Consider the following 19,703-nt stretch of genomic DNA (forward strand, 5'->3'; position numbering starts at 1 on the left):
TGGGTAACCTGCGGGCATGACGCAGACCACACCCGACCCGCAGCAGCCCGCGAGCCCCGACGCGCACCCGGAGGGCCACCTCGAGGGCCACGCCGGCCAGCTCGCCGTGGCGGTGGCCCGAGCCCACGGCGTCGAGACGATGTTCACGCTCTCGGGCGCGCACGTCTTCCCCATGTACGACGGGGCCGTGAAGGCCGACCCGCCGATGCGCCTGCTCGACGTGCGCCACGAGCAGACCGCGGCCTTCGCGGCCGAGGCCACGGGCAAGCTCACCCGGGTGCCCGGCCTGGCGGTGCTGACGGCGGGGCCCGGCGTCACCAACGGCGTGAGCGCCATCGCCCAGGCGCAGTTCGCCGGCTCCCCCATGGTGGTCGTCGGTGGCCGGGCCCCGCAGAACCGGTGGGGCAGCGGCAGCCTCCAGGAGCTGGACCAGCCGCCGATCGTCGCGTCGGTCTCGAAGCTGGCGCGCACCCTGCCCACCGCGGGCGACGTGCTCGGCGGCATGCACGAGGCCTTCAGCGCGGCGGGGTCCAGCCACCGCGGCCCGGTCTTCGTCGACGTGCCGATGGACGAGTTCTTCGCCTCCGCGTCGGGCTCCCTGCCCACGGTCGGTGCGGGCCGGGGCGAGGCCCCCGACACCGACGCGATCGACCGGATCGCGGCGCTGCTGGCCGCCAGCGAGCGCCCCGTGCTCGTGCTCGGCACCGACGTGTGGGCCGACCGTGCCGAGGTGGCGGCCCTGCGGCTGGTCGAGGAGGCGGGCCTGCCCGCCATCACCAACGGCATGGGCCGCGGGCTCGTGCCCGGGGGGCACCCGCTGCTGGTGACCAAGGCCCGCGGCGCCGCGCTCGGCGGCGCCGACCTCGTGGTCGTCGTGGGCACCCCGCTGGACTTCCGTCTCGGCTACGGCGTCTTCGGCGGCAAGGACGGCGCCACCCCGGCCCGGGTCGTGCACGTCGCCGACTCCGCCGGGCAGGTCTCCACCCACGCCGACCTCGCCGCGTCGGTCTCGGGCGACCTGACCTCGGTGCTCGACGGGCTGCTCGCGGCGCTCGAGCGCCACGACCGCCCCGACCGCAGCGCCTGGGTGGGCGGGCTGCAGGACACCGTGCGCGGCGCTACGGAGCGCGACCGGGCCCTCCTCGGCGCCGAGGCCGACCCCATCCACCCCGCCCGCGTCTACGGCGAGCTCGTGCCGCGTCTGGCCGACGACGCCGTCGTGATCGGCGACGGCGGCGACTTCGTGAGCTTCGCCGGCAAGTTCGTCGAGCCGCAGCGCCCCGGCGGGTGGCTCGACCCCGGGCCCTACGGCTGCCTGGGCGCCGGGCTGGGCGCCGCGATCGCGGCACGGATCGCCCGGCCCTCGGCCCAGGTCGTGCTGCTGCTCGGCGACGGCGCGGCCGGCTTCTCGCTGATGGACGTCGACACCCTGGTGCGCCACGGGCTGCCGGTCGTGATGGTCATGGGCAACAACTCCGCGTGGGGGCTGGAGAAGGGCCCGATGCAGATGCTCTACGGCTACGACGTGGCCGCCGACCTCGCCCCGCAGACCAGGTACGACGAGGTCGTGCGCGCCCTCGGCGGCGCCGGTGAGCGGGTCACCGACCCGCGTCAGATCGGAGCGGCGCTCGACCGGGCCTTCGCCTCCGGCGTGCCCTACCTGGTCAACGTGATCACCGACGTCGACGCGGCCTACCCGCGCGCGACCTTCGGCATCTGAGTGGCCGGCCACGCGGCCGGGCCCGGGCCGCACTGGACGCTGCGGCGGGCCCGCGACGAGGACCTGCCGGCCGTCGGCGAGGTGACGCTCGCGGCGTACGCCCCCTTCACGCGGGGTCCCGACGACCCCTACGTCGCGCGGCTGGGCGACGCCGGCCCGCGGCACCGTGAGGCCGAGCTCTGGGTGGCGGTCGGCCCGGCCGGGCGCGTGCTGGGGTCGGTCACCGTGTGCCCGCCCGGCTCACCGTGGCGCGAGGTGGCCCGCGACGGCGAGGGGGAGTTCCGGATGCTGGCCGTGGACCCCGCGGCCCGCGGCAGCGGGGTCGGGCGGGCGCTGGTGCGTCACGCCGTCGACCGGGCCCGCGAGCTCGGCGCAGGGGCCGTGGTCATCTCCAGCCTCACCGCGATGACGACCGCGCACCGGCTCTACGAGACCCTGGGCTTCGTGCGCGACCCCGGGCGCGACTGGCGCCCGCTGCCCGAGGTCGACCTCATCGCCTACCGACTGGAGCCCTGATGACCACCCTGCACGCCGAGCTCGACTTCACCGTCGGCGAGGACGACACCGCCGCCTCGCTGGGGTCGGGCTCGCTGCCGGTGCTCGCCACGCCCCGCCTGCTGGCGTGGTGCGAGGCCGCCACGTGCGCGGCCCTGGAGCCGGCGCTCGCGCCCGGGTCGACCAGCGTCGGGACCCGGGTGTCGCTGGAGCACCTGGCCGCCTCGGCGGTGGGTCGCCGGGTGCGGGTCAGCGCGACCTCGGCCTACGCCGACGGGCGACTGCACCGCCTCGCCGTCTCGGCGCGTCACCTGGGTCCCGACGGCGAGCCCGTCGGCAAGGTCCTCGCCTCGGGCGAGGTGACGCGGGTCGTGGTCGACCCGGAGCGCTTCCTGTCCAGGCTGTGACCCGGACCCGATTTCCCCGGCGCCGCACGATTTGAGAGACTGCCTCCTGGCCCTTCGACGGGTCGCCACCGATTCGACGAGGAGAACACCATGGGCAAGACCGGCCGCAAGCGCCGCGCTCGCAAGAAGAAGGGCGCGAACCACGGCAAGCGCCCCAACGCCTGAGCGCAGGCACCGTGCACTGGACCCCCGAGCCTCCGGCCGGGGGTTCGTTGCTTCTCGGGGTCCGGCAGGATCGCGGCATGGACCACTCCTCCCAGGCCGGCGTCGAGCGCCTGCTCGCGCACGCCGCCGAGGTCGACCACCTCGTCCGCGCCGTCTGCACCCCCCACCCCGAGGCCCTCGCACAGGCGGCCCGCCTCGACGCCGAGGCCGCCGAGGGCCGCTCGCGCGGGCCCCTACACGGGCAGGCGGTGCTGGTGAAGGACAACGTCGACACCCACGACCTGCCCACCACGGCCGGCTCGCTGGCGCTCGCCGACGCGCCACCGCCGCGCCGCGACGCCGACCTGGTCGAGCGGCTGCGCTCCGCCGGCATGGTCGTGCTCGGCAAGAACAACCTCTCGGAGTGGGCCAACTTCCGCGACGAGTCGTCGACCTCCGGCTGGAGCGCGTACGGCGGCCTGACGCGCAACCCCCACGCCCTCAACCGGTCGGCCGGCGGGTCGAGCTCCGGCAGCGGGGCGGCCGTGGCGGCCGGCCTGGCCGACTTCGCCGTCGGCACCGAGACCGACGGGTCGATCACCTGCCCGGCGGCCTTCAACGGCTGCGTCGGCCTCAAGCCCACCGTCGGTGCGGTGCCCACGCGCGGGGTGGTGCCGATCGCCGCCTCCCAGGACTCCCCCGGCCCCCTGACCCGCACGGTGGCCCAGGCCGCGGCCCTGCTCGACGTGCTCAGCGCGACCACGCGCGACCCGCACGCCGCCCACGCGGTGCCGGGCCGGCTCGCCGGCAAGCGGATCGGCGTGCCGCGCGCGACCTACTGGGGCTACTCCCCCCACGCCGACGCCGCCGCGGAGCGCGCGGTGGCGCTGCTGGCCGCGGAGGGCGCGGAGATCGTCGACGGCACCGACCTGAGCGAGCTCGACGCCCGCAGCGAGCAGGTGGGCGCCGACGAGCTGCTCGTGCTGCTCGCGGAGTTCCGGCACGGCGTCGAGGCCTACCTCGCCACCCGGGAGGGCGACGTGCCCCGCAGCCTGGCCGAGCTCGTGGCGTTCAACACCGCCCACGCCGGCACGGAGCTGGCGCACTTCGGGCAGTCGCTGCTCGAGCGGGCGCTCGAGGCGCCGCAGGTCGGCGGCGCGGAGCACCGCGCCGCCCGGGGGCGCAACCTGCTGGCGACCCGCACCGACGGCATCGACCACGTGCTGGGCAAGCACCGCCTCGATGCGCTGGTGACGCCGTCCTACGCCCCGGCCGGGCCGATCGACCTGGTCAACCCCGAGGTCTTCCCCGGTTCGTGCAGCGGGCCGACGGCGATCGCGGGCTACCCGCTGCTCACCGTGCCGACCGAGCTGGCGGCCGGCCTGCCCGTGGCGGTGTCCTTCTGGGGCACCGCCGGCAGCGAGCGGACGCTGCTGGAGGTGGGCGCGGGCTACGAGGCCGCGCGCGACCGCACGAGCGGTCCGCTGCCGGAGCCGGCGTACGCGCCCTGGGTGTGAGCCCGACGACGGCCCTCGGGGCGTCGGAGCGGGCGGCTCAGGACTCGCTGAGTCGCAGCTGGACCTCGCGCACGCGCAGCATCACGCGCTGGCGCAGCTCGTCGGGCGCCGACTCCGAGCAGGAGCGGGCCACGATCTGCTTGACGGTGCGCTGGAGGTCGTACTTCTCCAGGCACGGGTTGCACGTGTCGAGGTGCACCTGCACGGCGGCGCAGTCGGCGGCGTCGAGCTCGTTGTCGATGAAGTAGACGATCTGCTCGAGGTAGTCGGCGCAGTCGCTGGCCGACACCTCCTCGGGGCCGGCGTGGTCGTGCCCGGCGTGCTCCTGCGTCATGGCTTCTCCCCCTCGAGGCGGGCCGCCGCGGTGAGGTCGCGCGAGCGGGCGTAGTCGGTGAGCATGTCGCGCAGCTGGCGACGGCCGCGGTGCAGTCGCGACATCACGGTGCCGATCGGCGTCTCCATGATCTCGGCGATCTCCTTGTAGGCGAAGCCCTCCACGTCGGCGAGGTAGACCGCGAGGCGGAACTCCTCGGGCAGGCGCTGCAGGGCGTCCTTGACCTGCGAGTCGGGCAGGTGCTCCAGCGCCTCGGTCTCGGCCGACTTCAGGCCGGTGGAACTGTGCGACTCCGCGCGGGCCAGCTGCCAGTCCTCGACGTCCTCCGACATCGACTGCTGCGGCTGGCGCTGCTTCTTGCGGTAGGTGTTGATGAAGGTGTTGGTGAGGATGCGGTAGAGCCAGGCCTTGAGGTTGGTGCCGGGCTTGAACTGGTGGAAGGAGGAGTAGGCCTTGGCGAAGGTCTCCTGCACCAGGTCCTCGGCGTCGGCGGGGTTGCGCGTCATGCGCATCGCGGCCGAGTAGAGCTGGTCGAGGAAGGGCAGGGCGTCGCGCTCGAAGCGAGCGGAACGCTCGGTCTCGGTCTCGGTGGCGAGGTCGACCGGCGCGTCGGCCGGGCTCTCGAAGGTGTCGGTCATCGCGTCCCAGACTAGGCCCTCGGCGGTGGGCCGCGGGTCGCGGGACGGCCGCGTGGCGGGAGGTTCCAGAAGTGCGATCACGTCTGGTGGAACGCCCCGCCCCTGCCGCCCATTCCCCGTGCCGACGCTCGGTTCCACCCGCGGGGCCGCCTCGCGGCGGTCGCGGGGAGGCTCAGCCCCCGACGACCCTGCCCAGCCAGGCCACGACCTCGTCGACGACCAGCTCGCCCGCCTCCTCCTGGCCGAGGGCGGCGCGGGCCGGCACCTTCAGTCCGTGGTCGCCACCGGGCACGACGACGGTCTCGACGTCGGGGGGCAGCTCCTCGGGGCGGCCCATCGGGTCGCGCTCGCCCTGCACCACCAGCAGCGGCAGCCGGGCCCCGCGCAGCTCCGGCAGGCGCGAGCGCTCGGGGCGACCGGGCGGGTGCAGCGGGAACGACAGCGCCAGCACCCCCACCGCGCCCAGGCCCCGGGCGCAGCGTGCCGCCGAGCGCGCCCCGGCCGAGCGGCCGCCGATGAGCAGGGGCACGCGTCCGCGCAGGGCGTCGGCTCCCGCGGCCAGCCCCTCGTCGAGCGTCGGGGGCGGCGTGGCGATCCGGCGGCCCGCGACCTTCCAGGGCTGCTCGAGCCGCACGACGGTGAAGCCTCGTCGCGGCAGCCGGTCGGCCAGCAGCTCGAGGTCCCAGGTGTCGATGCCCGCGCCCGCGCCGTGGCTGAGCAGCAGGGTCGCGCGGGGCTTGGGGGCGCGGTCGGTGACCAGCCTCGCCTCGCCGTGCGGGGTGGCGATCCGCCGCTCGGTCCTCGTCACCGACGCGTCACCGGCCGTCCTGCTCGCGCAGGTCGTCGGGCACGTCCTCGAGGGGCAGCGGTCGCACCAGCTCGGGGCCGTTGTTGCGCACGTTGGACACCAGGGTCGAGACGGCGACCGCCTCGAGCTCGCCCGGGGCGGCCGGCACGAGCAGCTCGCGCGGGTCACCCGCACCGTCACCGGAGGGGTCGAGCCAGGCGTCGCGTCGCTCGCGCGGCACCATCAGGGGCATCCGGTCGTGGATGTGGCCCAGGGCGTCCTCGGCCGCGGTGGTCAGCACGGTGCAGGTCCAGCGGAAGCGCTCGGGGTCGTCGTCGGCCCGGTCGGGGTCGCGCCAGATCTCGTAGAGACCCGCCATGGCGAGCACCGAGCCGTCACGGGGGCGGATGAAGAAGGGCTGCTTGCGCGCCTTCCCCCCGGGTGACGTCGCACGGGTGGCGTACCACTCGTAGTAGCCGTCGGCGGGCAGCAGGCAGCGGCGGGCGGCGAAGGCGCGGCGGAAGGCGGGCTTCTCGGCCACCGTCTCCATGCGCGCGTTGATCATGCGGCCTCCGATGGCGGGGTCCTTGGCCCACGACGGCACCAGCCCCCAGCGCAGCGCACGCAGCTGGCGCACCTGCGGGCGGTCCTCCTTCGCCGGGCGCTCGAGCACGGCGTAGACCTCCTTGGTGGGGGCGACGTTCCAGTCGGGGTCGAGGGGCGCGGCCAGCAGGGCGTCGGCGACCTCGAACTCGTCGACCAGGTCCTCGGGGCGTCGACTCGACGCGTACCTGCCGCACATGGGGCTCACTGTAGGCACTCCCCGCCACCCTCGGGGTGAGGACGTCGGCGGCGACGGTGCGGTAGGAAGGGCCCATGAGCCTGAGCCGACTGATCGCCCGTCCCCTCCTCGCCGCCGGTGTCGTCTACGGCGCCCAGACCGCGCTGCGCAACTCCTCCGCCCTGGCCCCCAAAGCGGCCCGCGTGACCGACCGCGTCGTGCCCGCCGTGCGCAAGGCCGTGCCCGGCGCTCCCATCCCCACCGACACCGCGACCCTGGTCAGGCTCAACGCCGGCGTGCAGATCGGCGCCGCGCTCGCCCTGGCCACCGGTCGCGCCCCCCGCCTGGGCGCCGGCGTCCTCGTGGCCTCCCTGGTGCCGACCACCATCGCCGGCCACCCCTTCTGGTCGGAGACCGACCCGGCCGCCAAGCAGACCCACACGCTGCAGTTCTTCAAGAACCTCTCGCTCATCGGCGGCCTCATCATCGCCGCCGGCGACACCGACGGCCAGCCCGGCGTGGCCTACCGCGCGCGCCGCGTCGCCAAGGACACCCGCCGCGAGGCCAAGCACCAGGCCAAGCTGATCGCGACCGCGGCGCGCCAGGAGGCCCGCGTGGCCAAGGCGAAGGTCTCCTGACCGAGGCAGCGACACCGGGTCTCGGTAGTCTCACGCGGGTGAGGACCACCCCCGACGAGGCCGCCGACGACCGCACCGCACCCGACCGCCCCACCGACCTGTGGCCCGCCCCGCGCGCGACCGGCCCGGTGGAGGCGGTCGTGTCGCTCCCGGGCAGCAAGTCGATCACCAACCGCGCCCTGCTGCTGGCCGCGATCGCCGACGGACCGTCGGTCGTGCGCCGCGCCCTGCGCTCGCGCGACACGACGCTCATGGCGGCGGCCCTGACCGGCCTCGGCGCCACGGTCGACACCACCGGCGAGGACTGGACCGTGACGCCCGGCGACCTGCGCGGCCCGGCCCACGTCGACTGCGGCCTGGCCGGCACGGTCATGCGCTTCGTGCCCCCGGTGGCCGCTCTCGCCGACGGCACGGTCACCTTCGACGGCGACCCCCACATGCGCACCCGCCCGGTCGGCGGGGTGCTCGACTCGCTGCGCGCCCTCGGCGCCGACGTCGACGACGGCGGGCGCGGGGCGCTGCCCTTCGCCGTGCACGGCACCGGCGCCGTGAGCGGCGGCACGGTGCTCCTCGACGCCTCCTCGTCCTCGCAGTTCGTCAGCGCACTGCTGCTCGCCGGGGCGCGCTACGAGCGCGGCGTCGACGTGCGCCACGACGGGGAGCCGGTGCCGTCGCTGCCCCACATCGAGATGACCGTCGCGATGGTGCGCGAGCACGGCGTGGAGGTCGACGACAGCGAGCCCGACCGCTGGCGCGTCGCGCCCGGACCGGTGGCCCCGGTCGACCGGACGGTCGAGCCCGACCTGTCCAACGCCGCGCCCTTCCTGGCCCTCGCCGCCGTCACCGGCGGAACGGTGACGGTGCGCGACTGGCCCCGCCGCACCACCCAGGCCGGCGACGCGCTGCGCGAGATCCTGGCCCTGATGGGCTGCGAGGTCGAGCTGGGCGGTGCGGGCCTGCGCGTGACCGGTCCCACGGCGCTGCTGGGCATCGACCACGACCTGCACGACGTCGGCGAGCTCGCCCCGGCGGTCGCCGCCCTCTGCGCGCTGGCCACGACCCCGTCCCACCTGCGCGGGATCGCCCACATCCGCCACCACGAGACCGACCGGATCACGGCCCTGGCGACCGAGCTGACGGCGTTGGGCGCCGACGTGAGCGAGCACGCCGACGGGCTGTCGCTCCGCCCGGCGCCGCTGCACGGCGGCACGTTCCACACCTACGCCGACCACCGCATGGCCCACGCCGCGGTGATCGTGGGGGCGGCCGTGCCCGGTGTGCTGGTCGAGGACGTCGCCACCACCGGCAAGACCTTCCCCGACTTCGCCGGCTTCTGGTCGGACCTCTTCCGGTGACCCGGGGGGCCGCGGCGTGAGCGGGCGCTACTCCGAGCACGACCACGAGCACTACGAGCGCCCACGGCGCCGCACCCGCCCCCGCACCAAGGAGCGGCCCTCCTACGACGACGCCGTCGACGGACGGGTCGTCACCGTCGACCGGGGTCGCTTCACCCTCCTCGTCGACGAGCACCGGGTGATGGCCATGAAGGCCCGCCCGCTCGGGCGCAAGGGGGTGGTCGTCGGGGACCGCGTGCGGGTCGTGGGCGACACCTCGGGCGACGACGGCAGCCTGGCCCGCATCGTGGAGGTGACCGAGCGGCTCACCACCCTGCGCCGCACCGCCGACGACGACGACCCGGTGGAGCGGGTGATCGTCAGCAACGCCGAGCAGCTCGTGGTCGTGGTGGCGCTGGCCGACCCCGAGCCGCGCACCGGCCTGGTCGACCGCGCCCTCGTCGCGGCCTACGACGCCGGCATGGCTCCCCTGCTGTGCCTGACCAAGGCCGACCTGGCCGACCCCGAGGCCTTCCTGTCCACCTACCGCGCCCTCGGCGTGCCGTGGGTCGTCACGCAGCGGGGCGGCGACGTCGGCGTGCTGCGCGAGCGCCTCGCCGGGCGCACCAGCGTGCTGGTCGGCCACAGCGGCGTGGGCAAGTCGACCCTGGTCAACGCGCTCGTGCCCGACGCCGGGCGCGCGGTCAGCCACGTCAACGCCGTCACCGGCCGCGGGCGGCACACCTCGACCTCGGCGTACATGCTCGCGCTCCCGCCGTCGGACCCCGGCGACCCCGACGACCGCGGGTGGATCATCGACACCCCCGGCATCCGCTCCTTCGGCCTGGCCCACGTCGAGCCCGAGCACCTCATCGAGGCCTTCCCCGACCTCGACGAGATGACCGAGGACTGTCCCCGGGGCTGCACCCACGGCACCGAGGAGCCGGAGTGCGGGCTCGACGAGGCGGTGGCCGCCGGGCAGGCCGACGTCGAGCGCGTGGAGTCGTTCCGCCGGCTGCTGGCGGCCCGCAGCCACCACGACTGGTGAGCGCGCCGCGCCCCTCGCCGGGGCCCGGTGGCGTGGTCGCGGCACCCGCGCGCGCCGCCGGACCGTAGCCTGTCCCCCGTGGCCACCTCCTCTGACACCGCGCACCGCGACTACACCGACGACCTGCGCCTGGCCCACGTGCTCGCCGACGACGCCGACTCGCTGACCACCGACCGCTTCAAGGCGCTCGACCTGCACGTGATGAGCAAGCCCGACCTCACCCCGGTCACCGACGCCGACCAGGCCGTCGAGGAGAGCATCCGGCGCACCCTGTCGAAGGTCCGCTCCCGCGACGCCATCACCGGCGAGGAGCAGGGCTCCACCGGTCACAGCCAGCGCCGGTGGATCATCGACCCCATCGACGGCACCAAGAACTTCGTGCGCGGCGTGCCGGTGTGGGCCACCCTGATCTCGCTGGTCGTCGACGACGAGGTGGTGCTCGGGGTGGTCTCGGCGCCGATGCTGCAGCGACGCTGGTGGGCCTCCAGCGGCAACGGCGCGTGGACCGGTCGGAGCCTGCTCAAGGCCACCCGTTGCCAGGTCTCCGACGTGCGCCGGCTCGAGGACGCCTCGCTGTCCTACTCCTCGCTCTCGGGCTGGGAGGAGCGCGGCCGCCTCGACGACATGCTCGCGCTGACCCGCCGCTGCTGGCGCACCCGGGCCTACGGCGACTTCTGGTCTTACATGCTGCTCGCCGAGGGCGCCGTGGACCTGGCCGCCGAGCCCGAGCTCGAGGTCTACGACATGGCCGCCCTCGACGTGATCGTGCGCGAGGCCGGCGGCCGCTTCACCGCCCTCGACGGCACCGACGGCCCCTTCGGGGGCAACGCCCTGGCCTCCAACGGACACCTGCACGAGCCGGCGCTGTCGTTCCTGGCCTCGCTGCGCGACGACCCCGAGGGCACCGAGGACCCCGACTGGCCCCGCTCGGGGCCGGGGTCGGTCTCCGACCTGCGGGTCCGACGCGCCCGCGTGGCCGACGACGGCCCGGTCTACGACCAGTAGGCCCGACCGTCGACCCTGGTCAGGTGACCTGCGTCACTCGTAGAGTCGACTCACGCCGACCCGAGGAGAGCGCATGCACGTCGCCGAGATCCTGGCCGCCAAGGCCCCCGCCCCCGTGGTCACCGTCGCGCCCGACGCCGGGGTGCGCACCCTGCTCGCCCTGCTCGCCGAGCACAACATCGGAGCCGTCGTGGTCAGCTCCGACGGCACCGCGCTCGACGGCATCGTCAGCGAGCGCGACGTCGTGCGCCACCTGCACTCCGACGGCACGGTCGTGGACAACACCGTCGGCGCGATCATGACCGCCGTGGTGGAGACCTGCACCCCCGAGGACGACCTCGACGCGCTCATGACGACCATGACCGAGCGCCGGATCCGGCACGTCCCCGTCGTCGCGGAGGGCCGCCTCGTGGGCGTCGTCAGCATCGGCGACGCCGTGAAGCACAAGATCGGCCAGCTGCAGTTCGAGCGCGACCAGCTCGACAGCTACGTCCACCAGGCCTGACCCGGACCCGCGCCGGCCGGGGCGCGGCGACGCCGGGATCAGTCCTGGAGGGCCTGGTCGAGGGCGTCGAAGGCCTCGGGCCGGTGCAGCACCGAGAACCGGTCGGCGGGCCAGACCCGTGCGAGCACCTTGCCGACGACCAGGTCGGTGGGGACGTACTCGTCGCCCTCCTCGCAGCCGGTGTCGGGGTTGCGGCAGATGTGGAAGCTGGAGTCGGCGGAGTCGTCACGGTGGTCGCCCATCACGAAGACGCTGCCCTCCGGGACCGGTCCCACCTCCCAGTCGGAGCGGCACTGGTTGACCATGGGCCCGTCGCAGTCGGCGCGGTTGCGGGTGAAGTCGGAGGAGTCGAGCGGCACGCCGTTGATCGTGAGGCGGCCGTCGTCGTCGCAGCACACGATGACGTCGCCGGCCACGCCGATGACGCGCTTCACCAGGTGGCCGCCGGTGGGGTAGAGACCGATGCGGCTCATGACGGAGGTCAGGGTGTTGCCGGGTCCGACGTCCTCCTGCGGGCCGAGCCAGTCGCCCGGGTCCTCGAAGACGACCACGTCGCCGCGCTCGGGGTCCCCGCCACCCCAGTAGGACACCTTCTGCACGAGGATGCGGTCGTTGAGCACGAGCCCGGGCTCCATGGAGCCCGAGGGGATGTAGAAGGCCTGCACGAAGAAGGTCTTGACGACCAGCGCCAGGGCGAGGGCCATGACGAGCAGCAGGATGGACTCCTGCCACACGGGCAGGCGCCGGGGACGGCGGGCCGGCCCGGGGGCGTCGCCGCCGTCGGGGGCGTCGGCGCCGTCGCTCGCGCCGTGCTCGTCGTGCTGGGCCACGGCCCACCCCTCTCGGTCCCGCGTCGCGGGGTCCTTCCGGTGCCGCGCGGCTGCTGCCTGCGCGCCGCGACCCTACCCCGGTGTCCCTACGGTCCCCCGCACCCCTGGCGCGGTCGGTGCACGCGGTCGGGACACGCGGTGGCTAGGCTCCCACGGTCGGTCCGACCGGGCCGGCCACCAGGTCACCGAGAGGACACCGAGCACCATGGACAAGCCCGAGATCGACTTCCCCGACTTCGAGCCGCCGAAGGACCTCGAGATCACCGACCTCACGGTGGGCGACGGCGAGGAGGCCGCCGCCGGCCAGACCGTCTCCGTGCACTACGTCGGCGTGGCCCACTCCACCGGTGAGGAGTTCGACGCCTCCTACAACCGCGGCGAGCCGCTGCGCTTCCGCCTCGGCATCGGCCAGGTCATCTCCGGCTGGGACACCGGCGTGCAGGGCATGAAGGTGGGCGGTCGGCGCAAGCTCGTCATCCCGCCGCACCTCGGGTACGGCGACCGGGGCGCCGGCGGGGTCATCAAGCCGGGCGAGACGCTGATCTTCGTCGTCGACCTGCTCGCGGTCTCCTGACGACCCCGCGCCACCGGCGACCGTGACGCACTTCGGCGACCACCAGACCGCGATCTACGCCCAGGGCATGTTCCTGGGCCAGACCCCCGCGATCACCACCGACCTCGCGGGGCTGGAGGCGCGGGCCGCCGAGGTGCTGGAGCCGGCCGCGCTGGGCTACGTCGTGCCCAGCGCGGGCGGCGGCTCCACCGCCCGCGCCAACGTGGCCGCCTTCGAGCGGTGGCGGATCGTGCCGCGGATGCTGCGCGACCACGCCCGGCGCGACCTCGCCACCACCGTGCTGGGCACGTCGATGGCCGCACCGGTGCTGCTCGGCCCGGTGGGGGTGCAGACCCTCGCCCACCCCGACGGCGAGCTGGCGAGCGCACGGGCGGCGACCGCCCTGGGGCTCACCTACGTGCACTCCACGCAGGCCAGCCACTCCCTGGAGGAGGCCGCCGGGGCCTCCGGCGACGGGAGCCGGTGGTACCAGCTCTACTGGCCCTCCGACCCCGAGCTGTGCGAGAGCTTCCTCGACCGGGCGCACCGCGGCGGGTACACCCACCTGGTCGTCACCGTCGACACCACCCTGCTGGGGTGGCGGCCCGCCGACCTCGACCGCGGCTACCTGCCGTTCCTGGCCGGCGAGGGCATCGCCAACTACACCAGCGACCCGGTCTTCACCCGCCGCCTCGAGCGGCCGGCGTCCGAGGACCCCGGCGCCGCGGGCCTGGCCTTCGCCTCGGTCTTCCCCCACCCCGGCCTGTCGTGGGACCGGCTGGCCTGGCTGCGCGAGCGGTGGGCCGGCCCGATCGTGCTCAAGGGCATCCAGCACGTCGACGACGCGCGGCTGGCCCACGACCACGGCATGGACGGCATCGTGGTGTCCAACCACGGCGGACGCCAGGTCGACGGGGCGGTGGCCTCCCTCGACGTGCTGCGCGCCATCGCCGAGGCCGTGGGGTCGGACCTGTGCGTGCTCTTCGACTCCGGGGTGCGCTCGGGGCCCGACGTGCTCAAGGCCCTCGCGCTGGGCGCGGAGGCCGTGCTGCTGGGGCGGCCCTACCTCTACGGCCTCGCCCTCGGCGGGCAGGCCGGGGTGGAGCACGTGCTGCGCTCCCTGCTGGCCGAGCTCGACCTCACCCTGGCCGGAGCGGGGTGGTCGTCCCTGGCCGACCTCGGACCGCACTGCGTCGTGCGGGCCTGACCCGGGGCGCGTGGCGAGGGCCGCGCTCCTCCCGTCCCACCAGGGTCCTGCCCGGGTCCTACCAGGGCAGGCCGTCGTCGAAGGCGCCCCCGTCGGCGACGCGCGCGGCCCGGCCGCGCAGCTCCACCACGTCTCCGGCCACGAGCTGGCGCCCGCGACGCGTGTCGACCTCGCCGTTGACGCGCACGTCGCCGGCCGCGACGACCTCCTTGGCCTCGGCCCCGCTGTCGATCAGGTCGGCCAGCTTCAGGAACTGACCGAGCCGGATCACCTGGTCACGGATGGGGACGTCGACGGGCTCGGGCACGACGCCAGTCAACCACCCGCCGCCGCCCGGACCGCCCGGGCCCCGCGGGTCAGCCGATCAGCACACTCACGGCGTGGATCAGCACGCCGACGAGCCCGCCGACGACCGTGCCGTTGATCCGGATGAACTGCAGGTCGCGCCCCACGTGCAGCTCGATGCGGTCGGCGGCCTCCTTGCCGTCCCAGCGCGCGATGGTGCTGGAGATGATGGTGGTCACCTCGTCGCCGTAGCGGTCGACGGCGAACACGACGGCATCGGCGATCGTCGAGTCGAGCGAGGCGCGCAGGTCGGGCTCCTCGCCCAGGCGCCGGGCGAAGCGGGCCACCTCGGCCAGCAGTCGCTCGCGCACCGCCCCCTGGGGGTCCTGGAGCGACGCGGTGAGCACCCGACGCAGGGCGTCCCACAGCGACACGGCCGTCGCGACGACCTGCGGCTGGTCGAGCAGGCGGTCCTTGAGCCGCTCGGTGCGCTCCTGGGTCTCGGGGTCGTCGAGGAGGTCGTGGGCCAGCTGGACCAGCATCGAGTCGAGGGCCCGACGGGCCCGGTGCTCGGAGTCGTCGCGGATGTCCGCGACCCAGCGCACCAGCTCGAGGTGGATGCGCCCGGTGATCTTCTCGTTGATGCTGGGCGGGGCCCACCAGGGCGCTCGCTCCTCCAGCACCTGCGAGACGGTCTCGGGGTTCTCCAGCAGCCAGCCGTGGAGCTCGTCGAGGACCAGGTCGACGACGCCGTGGTGGAGGTCGTCGCGCATGACCTCCTCCAGCAGCTTGCCCAGCAACGGCGAGATCGGCTCCTCGTGGAAGCGGGGCACGAGCGCGTCCTGGACCACGGCGCGCACGTGCTCGTCCTTGACCTTCGCCAGACCGGTCGCGACGACCTCGGAGACCTCGTCGACCACCGACCGGGCGTGGTCGGGGTCGGAGAGCCACCGCCCCACGCGCGCCGAGACCTCGGCGGCGCCGATCCGCTCGCGCACGATGGACTCCTGCAGGAAGTTCTCCCCCACGAACTCCTCGAGGCCCTTGCCGAGCTCGTCCTTGCGTCGCGGCACGAGGGCGGTGTGCGGGATCGGCAGGCCGAGGGGGTGACGGAAGAGCGCGGTCACCGCGAACCAGTCGGCGATGGCGCCGACCATCGAGGCCTCGGCGCCGGCGTTGACGAAGCCCCAGAAGCCGTCCTGGCCCAGCGTGAGGACGTAGACCACGGCCGCGAAGGCCAGCAGGGAGCCGGCCACCACCCGCATCCGGCGCAGGCCCTGGCGGCGCAGTGCGTCGGCGCCGGGGTCGACGGCGGGTAGGGGCAGGCCGGAGGGGCCGGAGCCGGTGGCCTCGGACGTGGCGGTGCTCGTCGGTGTCGTCATCTCGCACACGATTCTCACCTACCCCCGCCGGGTGCGAGACTGCCGCCCATGCCCGCGCACCACGAGACCGCCACCAGCACCGTGGCCCCGCACGACGAGCGCCCGCGCACGGTGATCACCTTCGGCACCTTCGACGTCTTCCACGTCGGCCACCTGCGGGTCATCGAGCGGGCCGCGGGTCTCGGGGACCGGCTCGTGGTCGGCGTCTCCGCCGACGCGCTGAACCTGCGCAAGAAGGGTCGCGAGCCGGTCTTCAGCGAGGGCGAGCGGCTGGCCATCGTGGCCGCCCTCAAGCCGGTCGACGAGGTCTTCCTCGAGGAGAGCCTCGAGCTCAAGCGCGACTACATCGTGCGCTTCGGCGCCGACGTGCTGGTGATGGGCGACGACTGGGCCGGACGCTTCGACGAGTTCCGCGACGTCTGCGAGGTCGTCTACCTCCCCCGTACCCCGGCGATCTCCACGACCGCACTGATCGAGAAGATCTCCGGCACCTCCTGAGGCGACCAGCGCGTCGGGTTTGCCCAGCGCTCGACACGGGGCAGGCTGACCGGGCCCGTTCCCCGACCTGATGAGGACTCCCCCATGCGCCGTACCCTCGCCGCCGCCGTGGTGGCGCTGAGCACGGCCCTCACCGCCGCGCCCGCCGTCTCGGCCACCACCCCCACCGTGACGGCGCCCCGCGCCGCCACGGCGGGCGTGGCCTCCGCCGACCGCGACGCGACCGCTGTGAAGGCCCGAGCCGCGCTCGCCACCGCCAGCGACCTGGTCACCGGCGACGCCGCCCCCTCCGACGGCGTCCGACGCGTCGACGCGACCCTCGCGCTGACCGACCTCTTCGCCCGCCTCGACCACCTCCGGGGCCCTGAGCGCACCGCCGCCGAGGCCCTGCTCGCCCGCCCCACCGACGGCGCGGGCGACGTCTACGGAGACGGCTACACCGTGCGGTCGAAGAAGAAGTGCGCCGGCAACTTCTGCCTGCACTGGGTGCCGACCACCGCCGACGCCCCGCCCGGCATGACCTGGGTCAACCGCAACCTGGCCCTGCTCAACAAGGTGTGGCGCTTCGAGGTCGGCAAGCTCGGCTACCGCAAGCCCGTCAGCGACGGCTTCGTGAAGGGCCGCAACAACGGCGGCAACGGCAAGTTCGACGTCTACCTCGCCGACGTCGGCAGCCAGGGCCTCTACGGCTACTGCGCCCCGGAGTACGTCCGCAAGGGCAAGCCGCGCCTGGCCACCGGCTTCTGCGTGCTCGACAACGACTTCTCGCGCGACCAGTTCTCCGCGCCCCCGCGCGACAGCCTGCGGGTCACGGCCGCCCACGAGTTCTTCCACGCCATCCAGTTCGGCTACGACTACCTCGACGACCGCTGGTTCAAGGAGTCGACCGCGACGTGGATCGAGGAGCGCTTCGCCGACGACGTCAACGACAACCGCAGCTACCTCGTCGCCAGCCAGGTGCAGCGCCCCGGCTACTCGATGGACGTCTCGGGCGTCTCCAACTTCCAGCAGTACGGCAACTGGACCTGGTGGGAGTACCTCACCGTCCGCTACGGCGCCGGCATCGTGCGCAAGGTGTGGAACGGCGCCGGCCAGTTCAAGGGCGCGGGCCGCACCTACTCCACCAAGGCGCTGACCCGGGTCCTGGGCAGCCGGGGCGGCTTCCGCGCCGTCTACAACCGCTACGTCGGCGCCAACGTCGCCCCCGGGCGCTTCTATCCCGAGGGCGGGAGCTGGCCCTCGGCGAAGATCGGCAAGACCTGGAAGCTCACCGAGGACCAGCGCACCGCCTCCGGCGTGGCGACCCTCAACCACCTCGCGGCGCGCAACTTCGCGGCGGTGCCGGGCGGCTCGCTGGAGTCGGGCCGGTGGCGCGCGAAGATCACCGTCGACGGCCCTGCGGGCAGGACCTCACCGGCCGCCTACCTGACGGTCAAGAACACCCGTGGCGCCTGGGTGGAGAAGGCGATCCGGCTCAACCGTGACGGTCGCGGCAGCGTGGTCCTCCCGTTCTCCGCGAGGAAGGTGCGCGAGGCCGTGGTCTCCACCGTCAACGCCTCCACCCGCTTCGCCGACTGCGGCGGCGGCAGCATCTACTCCTGCGGCGGCACCCCGCGCGACGAGGGCAAGAAGTTCCGCGTGAGCGTGAAGGTCTACAAGAAGTCCCGCTGACCGACCCGCGACGTGCGAAGGCCCCCTCCCTCGGGAGGGGGCCTTCGTGCGTGCGTGCGGGCCGGGGTGCCGGGTCAGGAGCGACCGAGCACCGCGGCGTCGGGCTGGAGCGCGTCGTCGGACCCCGGCGCGGGTGCGTCGTCGGTCTCGGGGGTGTTCTCGGTCTCCGGGGCGGTCTCGGGCTGGGGAGCGGTCTCGGGCTCGGCGGCCGGCTCCGTCTCGGGGGCCGGCTCCGGGTCGGCCTCGACAGGAGCCGGGTCGGGCTCGAGGGCGTCCACCACGTCGGTGACCTCGTCGACGACGTCGGGCAGCCCGCCGAGCACCGGGTCGACGACCGGGTCGAGCCCGTCGTCGCCGTCCACGTCGTCGACCTCGTCGACGATCACCTCGACCACGGGGTCGACGATCACCGACACGACGCCGTGGCCCTTGCCGGGGCTGCTCCCCCCGTTGCCGTTGCCGTTGCCGTTGCCGTTGTCACCCGGCGAGGCCGACGGACCGTTGCCGTTGCCGTTGTCACCCGGCGAGGTGGACGGGCCGTTGCCGTTGCCGCTGCCCGGCACGGGCTGGCCGCCGTCGGGCTGGGCGGGCTGGGCGGGCTGGGCGGGCTGGGCTCCGGTGCCGGCCTCCGCCCCGATCGCCTGCTGCGGGGACCGGACCGGGTCGGTGCCGTCGTCGGCGGGCTGGTCGGTCGCGGGGGCGGCCGGCTCGGCGCCGGCGCCCGTCACTCCGGTCCCGACATCGGATCCGGTGGCGGACCCGGTGACCGACCCTGCCTCGGACCCCGCCTCGGACTCGGGGGCGTTCAGGTCGGAGCCCCCCGCGCCCGCGGACGGGGCACCGGAGCGGTCGCCCCGCGCGGGCTCGCGCGGGGTGTCGTCGTCCCCGACCGGGGCCGACGGCGTGACCGGGGCGTCGAGGGGCCGCAGCACCTCGGCGCCGATGACCTCCTGCTCGGGCCCGGCGGCGGTCGGGGCGACCAGGGTGGGCGCGACCTGCGTGATGACCAGCGAGGTCACCAGCACGCACACGAAGGCCAGGGCTCCCAGCGCGAGCGCGCCGTAGCCCAGGTGCAGGTCGAGCCTGCGACGCGCGATCGCGGCGCGTAGACGTGGTGACACCGGGCTCTCCTCATCGACGGTGATGACGCGTTGCCCCACCCCCCGAGGGACAGGACGACGCTAGTGGACGCGGGGCCGCGTCCGTGGCGTTTTCGCACAGGTGGCGCCGGGTGGTCCGGACCGCTGCGCGGCACGGACCGGCAGCCGGTCGCGATCAGGCGCCGACGAGACCGGCCCCCTCGGCGATCAGCAGGAACCCGAAGACGGCGAAGGCCGCGGCGGCGCCGTAGGTGATCGCCTTCTCCGGCAGCTTCTTGCCGAGCATGGCGCCGACCACGATGGCCAGCGCGTCGGCCGCCACCATGCCCAGCGTGCTGCCGATCCAGGTGCCGAACCAGCCCTCGCGCGTGGCCAGGGTGATGGTGGCCAGCATGGTCTTGTCGCCGAGCTCGGCGAGGAAGAACGCCACGCCCACCGCGAGGATCGCCGCGCCCTGGCTCTTGCGCGCCTTGTCGGCCTCCTCCTCGGTGAGCTCGTCGCCGCGCAGCGTCCACAGCGCGAAGCCGAGGAAGGCCACACCGGCGACGATGGCGATGGTGTCCTGGTACTCGGCGAAGGCGTCGCCGATGAAGTAGCCGATGCCCACCGACGCCAGGTGGACGATGGCCGTGGCGACGGTGATGCCGATGAGGACGTCGCGCGCGCGGTAGCGCGCGGCGAAGGTCATCGCCATCAGCTGGGACTTGTCGCCGAGCTCGGCGACGAAGATGACGGCGGTGCTGATCAGGAAGGCTTCCATGGGTTCCTCTCCGCGCCGGGCCGAGGAAGCGCCAGGGAGCCGGACGCGCCTTCGACCAGGCGCG

23 protein-coding genes are annotated in these 19,703 nt (G+C 74.5%); 14 read left to right on the forward strand and 9 right to left on the reverse strand.

The features are described 5' to 3' along the window. Positions 1-16: 16 nt before the first annotated feature. The 5 genes from M3673_RS10650 to M3673_RS10665 all read left to right on the forward strand — a co-directional run bounded on the left by M3673_RS10650 (position 17) and on the right by M3673_RS10665 (position 4,283). The gene (locus M3673_RS10650) at positions 17-1,720 is read left to right on the forward strand and encodes an acetolactate synthase (RefSeq protein WP_251533558.1); all 1,704 of its coding nucleotides are present in this window, start codon (positions 17-19) and stop codon (positions 1,718-1,720) included. Then, entirely contained in the window at positions 1,721-2,236 is a 516-nt protein-coding gene (locus M3673_RS10655; RefSeq protein ID WP_251533560.1) for a GNAT family N-acetyltransferase, read from the forward strand. Next, positions 2,236-2,622 carry a thioesterase family protein gene (locus tag M3673_RS10660; protein ID WP_251533562.1) on the forward strand — a complete coding sequence of 129 codons (387 nt, stop codon included), beginning with the start codon at positions 2,236-2,238 and terminating at the stop codon, positions 2,620-2,622. Before M3673_RS10655 ends, M3673_RS10660 begins: the two co-directional genes overlap by 1 nt. Positions 2,623-2,712: 90 nt before the next feature. Further along, complete coding sequence (locus M3673_RS19815) at positions 2,713-2,787, forward strand: 50S ribosomal protein bL37 (protein ID WP_369759046.1); 75 nt, start codon at positions 2,713-2,715, stop codon at positions 2,785-2,787. A 77-nt stretch (positions 2,788-2,864) separates the two neighbouring features. Further along, on the forward strand, positions 2,865-4,283 hold the full coding sequence (locus tag M3673_RS10665; protein ID WP_251533564.1) for an amidase family protein: 1,419 nt from the start codon (positions 2,865-2,867) through the stop codon (positions 4,281-4,283). Between the two features lie 37 nt (positions 4,284-4,320). Here the strand turns inward: M3673_RS10665 and rsrA are convergent, their stop codons facing one another. The 4 genes from rsrA to M3673_RS10685 all read right to left on the reverse strand — a co-directional run bounded on the left by rsrA (position 4,321) and on the right by M3673_RS10685 (position 6,844). Then, complete coding sequence (gene rsrA, locus M3673_RS10670; RefSeq protein ID WP_056864086.1) at positions 4,321-4,617, reverse strand: mycothiol system anti-sigma-R factor; 297 nt, start codon at positions 4,615-4,617, stop codon at positions 4,321-4,323. Further along, complete coding sequence (locus M3673_RS10675; protein WP_251533566.1) at positions 4,614-5,255, reverse strand: sigma-70 family RNA polymerase sigma factor; 642 nt, start codon at positions 5,253-5,255, stop codon at positions 4,614-4,616. The genes rsrA and M3673_RS10675 overlap by 4 nt, the downstream gene beginning before the upstream one ends. Positions 5,256-5,427: 172 nt before the next feature. Then, positions 5,428-6,063 carry an alpha/beta family hydrolase gene (locus tag M3673_RS10680; protein WP_251533568.1) on the reverse strand — a complete coding sequence of 212 codons (636 nt, stop codon included), beginning with the start codon at positions 6,061-6,063 and terminating at the stop codon, positions 5,428-5,430. 7 nt (positions 6,064-6,070) lie between these two features. After that, positions 6,071-6,844, reverse strand: coding sequence for an SOS response-associated peptidase (locus tag M3673_RS10685; RefSeq protein ID WP_251533569.1), 774 nt, complete (start codon positions 6,842-6,844; stop codon positions 6,071-6,073). A 74-nt stretch (positions 6,845-6,918) separates the two neighbouring features. On the opposite strand from M3673_RS10685, the gene M3673_RS10690 reads away from it, so the two are divergent. The 5 genes from M3673_RS10690 (at position 6,919) to M3673_RS10710 (ending at position 11,353) form a co-directional block, all read left to right on the forward strand. Next, a complete protein-coding gene (locus tag M3673_RS10690; protein WP_193661131.1) occupies positions 6,919-7,461 on the forward strand; it encodes a DoxX family membrane protein in 543 nt (180 codons plus the stop codon). 38 nt (positions 7,462-7,499) lie between these two features. After that, positions 7,500-8,816: a 3-phosphoshikimate 1-carboxyvinyltransferase gene (gene aroA / locus M3673_RS10695; protein WP_374108197.1), complete on the forward strand. Its 1,317-nt coding sequence runs from the start codon at positions 7,500-7,502 to the stop codon at positions 8,814-8,816. Positions 8,817-8,832: 16 nt separating this feature from the next. Next, complete coding sequence (gene rsgA, locus M3673_RS10700; RefSeq protein WP_056903822.1) at positions 8,833-9,843, forward strand: ribosome small subunit-dependent GTPase A; 1,011 nt, start codon at positions 8,833-8,835, stop codon at positions 9,841-9,843. Positions 9,844-9,921: 78 nt separating this feature from the next. Further along, complete coding sequence (gene hisN, locus M3673_RS10705) at positions 9,922-10,848, forward strand: histidinol-phosphatase (protein WP_251533576.1); 927 nt, start codon at positions 9,922-9,924, stop codon at positions 10,846-10,848. Positions 10,849-10,921: 73 nt separating this feature from the next. Further along, a complete protein-coding gene (locus M3673_RS10710; RefSeq protein ID WP_193661133.1) occupies positions 10,922-11,353 on the forward strand; it encodes a CBS domain-containing protein in 432 nt (143 codons plus the stop codon). A 38-nt stretch (positions 11,354-11,391) separates the two neighbouring features. Here the strand turns inward: M3673_RS10710 and lepB are convergent, their stop codons facing one another. Beyond that, positions 11,392-12,183 (reverse strand): signal peptidase I, encoded by a 792-nt coding sequence (gene lepB, locus M3673_RS10715; RefSeq protein WP_251533578.1) that lies wholly within the window; start codon positions 12,181-12,183, stop codon positions 11,392-11,394. Positions 12,184-12,388: 205 nt separating this feature from the next. Here lepB and M3673_RS10720 point away from each other — a divergent pair, with 205 nt between their 5' ends. Next, entirely contained in the window at positions 12,389-12,757 is a 369-nt protein-coding gene (locus M3673_RS10720; protein ID WP_056864078.1) for an FKBP-type peptidyl-prolyl cis-trans isomerase, read from the forward strand. Positions 12,758-12,779: 22 nt separating this feature from the next. Further along, positions 12,780-13,943, forward strand: a complete 1,164-nt coding sequence (locus tag M3673_RS10725) for a lactate 2-monooxygenase (RefSeq protein ID WP_251533580.1) — start codon at positions 12,780-12,782, stop codon at positions 13,941-13,943. Positions 13,944-14,001: 58 nt separating this feature from the next. Here the strand turns inward: M3673_RS10725 and M3673_RS10730 are convergent, their stop codons facing one another. Beyond that, positions 14,002-14,250 (reverse strand): RNA-binding S4 domain-containing protein, encoded by a 249-nt coding sequence (locus M3673_RS10730; RefSeq protein WP_056864077.1) that lies wholly within the window; start codon positions 14,248-14,250, stop codon positions 14,002-14,004. Between the two features lie 49 nt (positions 14,251-14,299). Then, complete coding sequence (locus M3673_RS10735) at positions 14,300-15,610, reverse strand: DUF445 domain-containing protein (RefSeq protein WP_082503047.1); 1,311 nt, start codon at positions 15,608-15,610, stop codon at positions 14,300-14,302. A 48-nt stretch (positions 15,611-15,658) separates the two neighbouring features. Here M3673_RS10735 and M3673_RS10740 point away from each other — a divergent pair, with 48 nt between their 5' ends. Together M3673_RS10740 and M3673_RS10745 are read left to right on the forward strand one after the other, a co-directional pair. Further along, positions 15,659-16,108 (forward strand): adenylyltransferase/cytidyltransferase family protein, encoded by a 450-nt coding sequence (locus M3673_RS10740; protein WP_193661136.1) that lies wholly within the window; start codon positions 15,659-15,661, stop codon positions 16,106-16,108. A gap of 84 nt (positions 16,109-16,192) precedes the next feature. Beyond that, complete coding sequence (locus tag M3673_RS10745) at positions 16,193-17,779, forward strand: MXAN_6640 family putative metalloprotease (protein ID WP_193661137.1); 1,587 nt, start codon at positions 16,193-16,195, stop codon at positions 17,777-17,779. A 74-nt stretch (positions 17,780-17,853) separates the two neighbouring features. On the opposite strand, the gene M3673_RS10750 is transcribed toward M3673_RS10745, so the two are convergent. Together M3673_RS10750 and M3673_RS10755 are read right to left on the reverse strand one after the other, a co-directional pair. Next, positions 17,854-18,900, reverse strand: a complete 1,047-nt coding sequence (locus tag M3673_RS10750; RefSeq protein WP_251533582.1) for a hypothetical protein — start codon at positions 18,898-18,900, stop codon at positions 17,854-17,856. A 154-nt stretch (positions 18,901-19,054) separates the two neighbouring features. Continuing rightward, positions 19,055-19,639: a TMEM165/GDT1 family protein gene (locus tag M3673_RS10755; protein WP_193661139.1), complete on the reverse strand. Its 585-nt coding sequence runs from the start codon at positions 19,637-19,639 to the stop codon at positions 19,055-19,057. Between the last annotated feature and the right edge of the window lie 64 nt (positions 19,640-19,703).

Source organism: Nocardioides sp. P86 (genome assembly GCF_023712465.1).
Lineage (GTDB): Bacteria > Actinomycetota > Actinomycetes > Propionibacteriales > Nocardioidaceae > Nocardioides > Nocardioides kribbensis.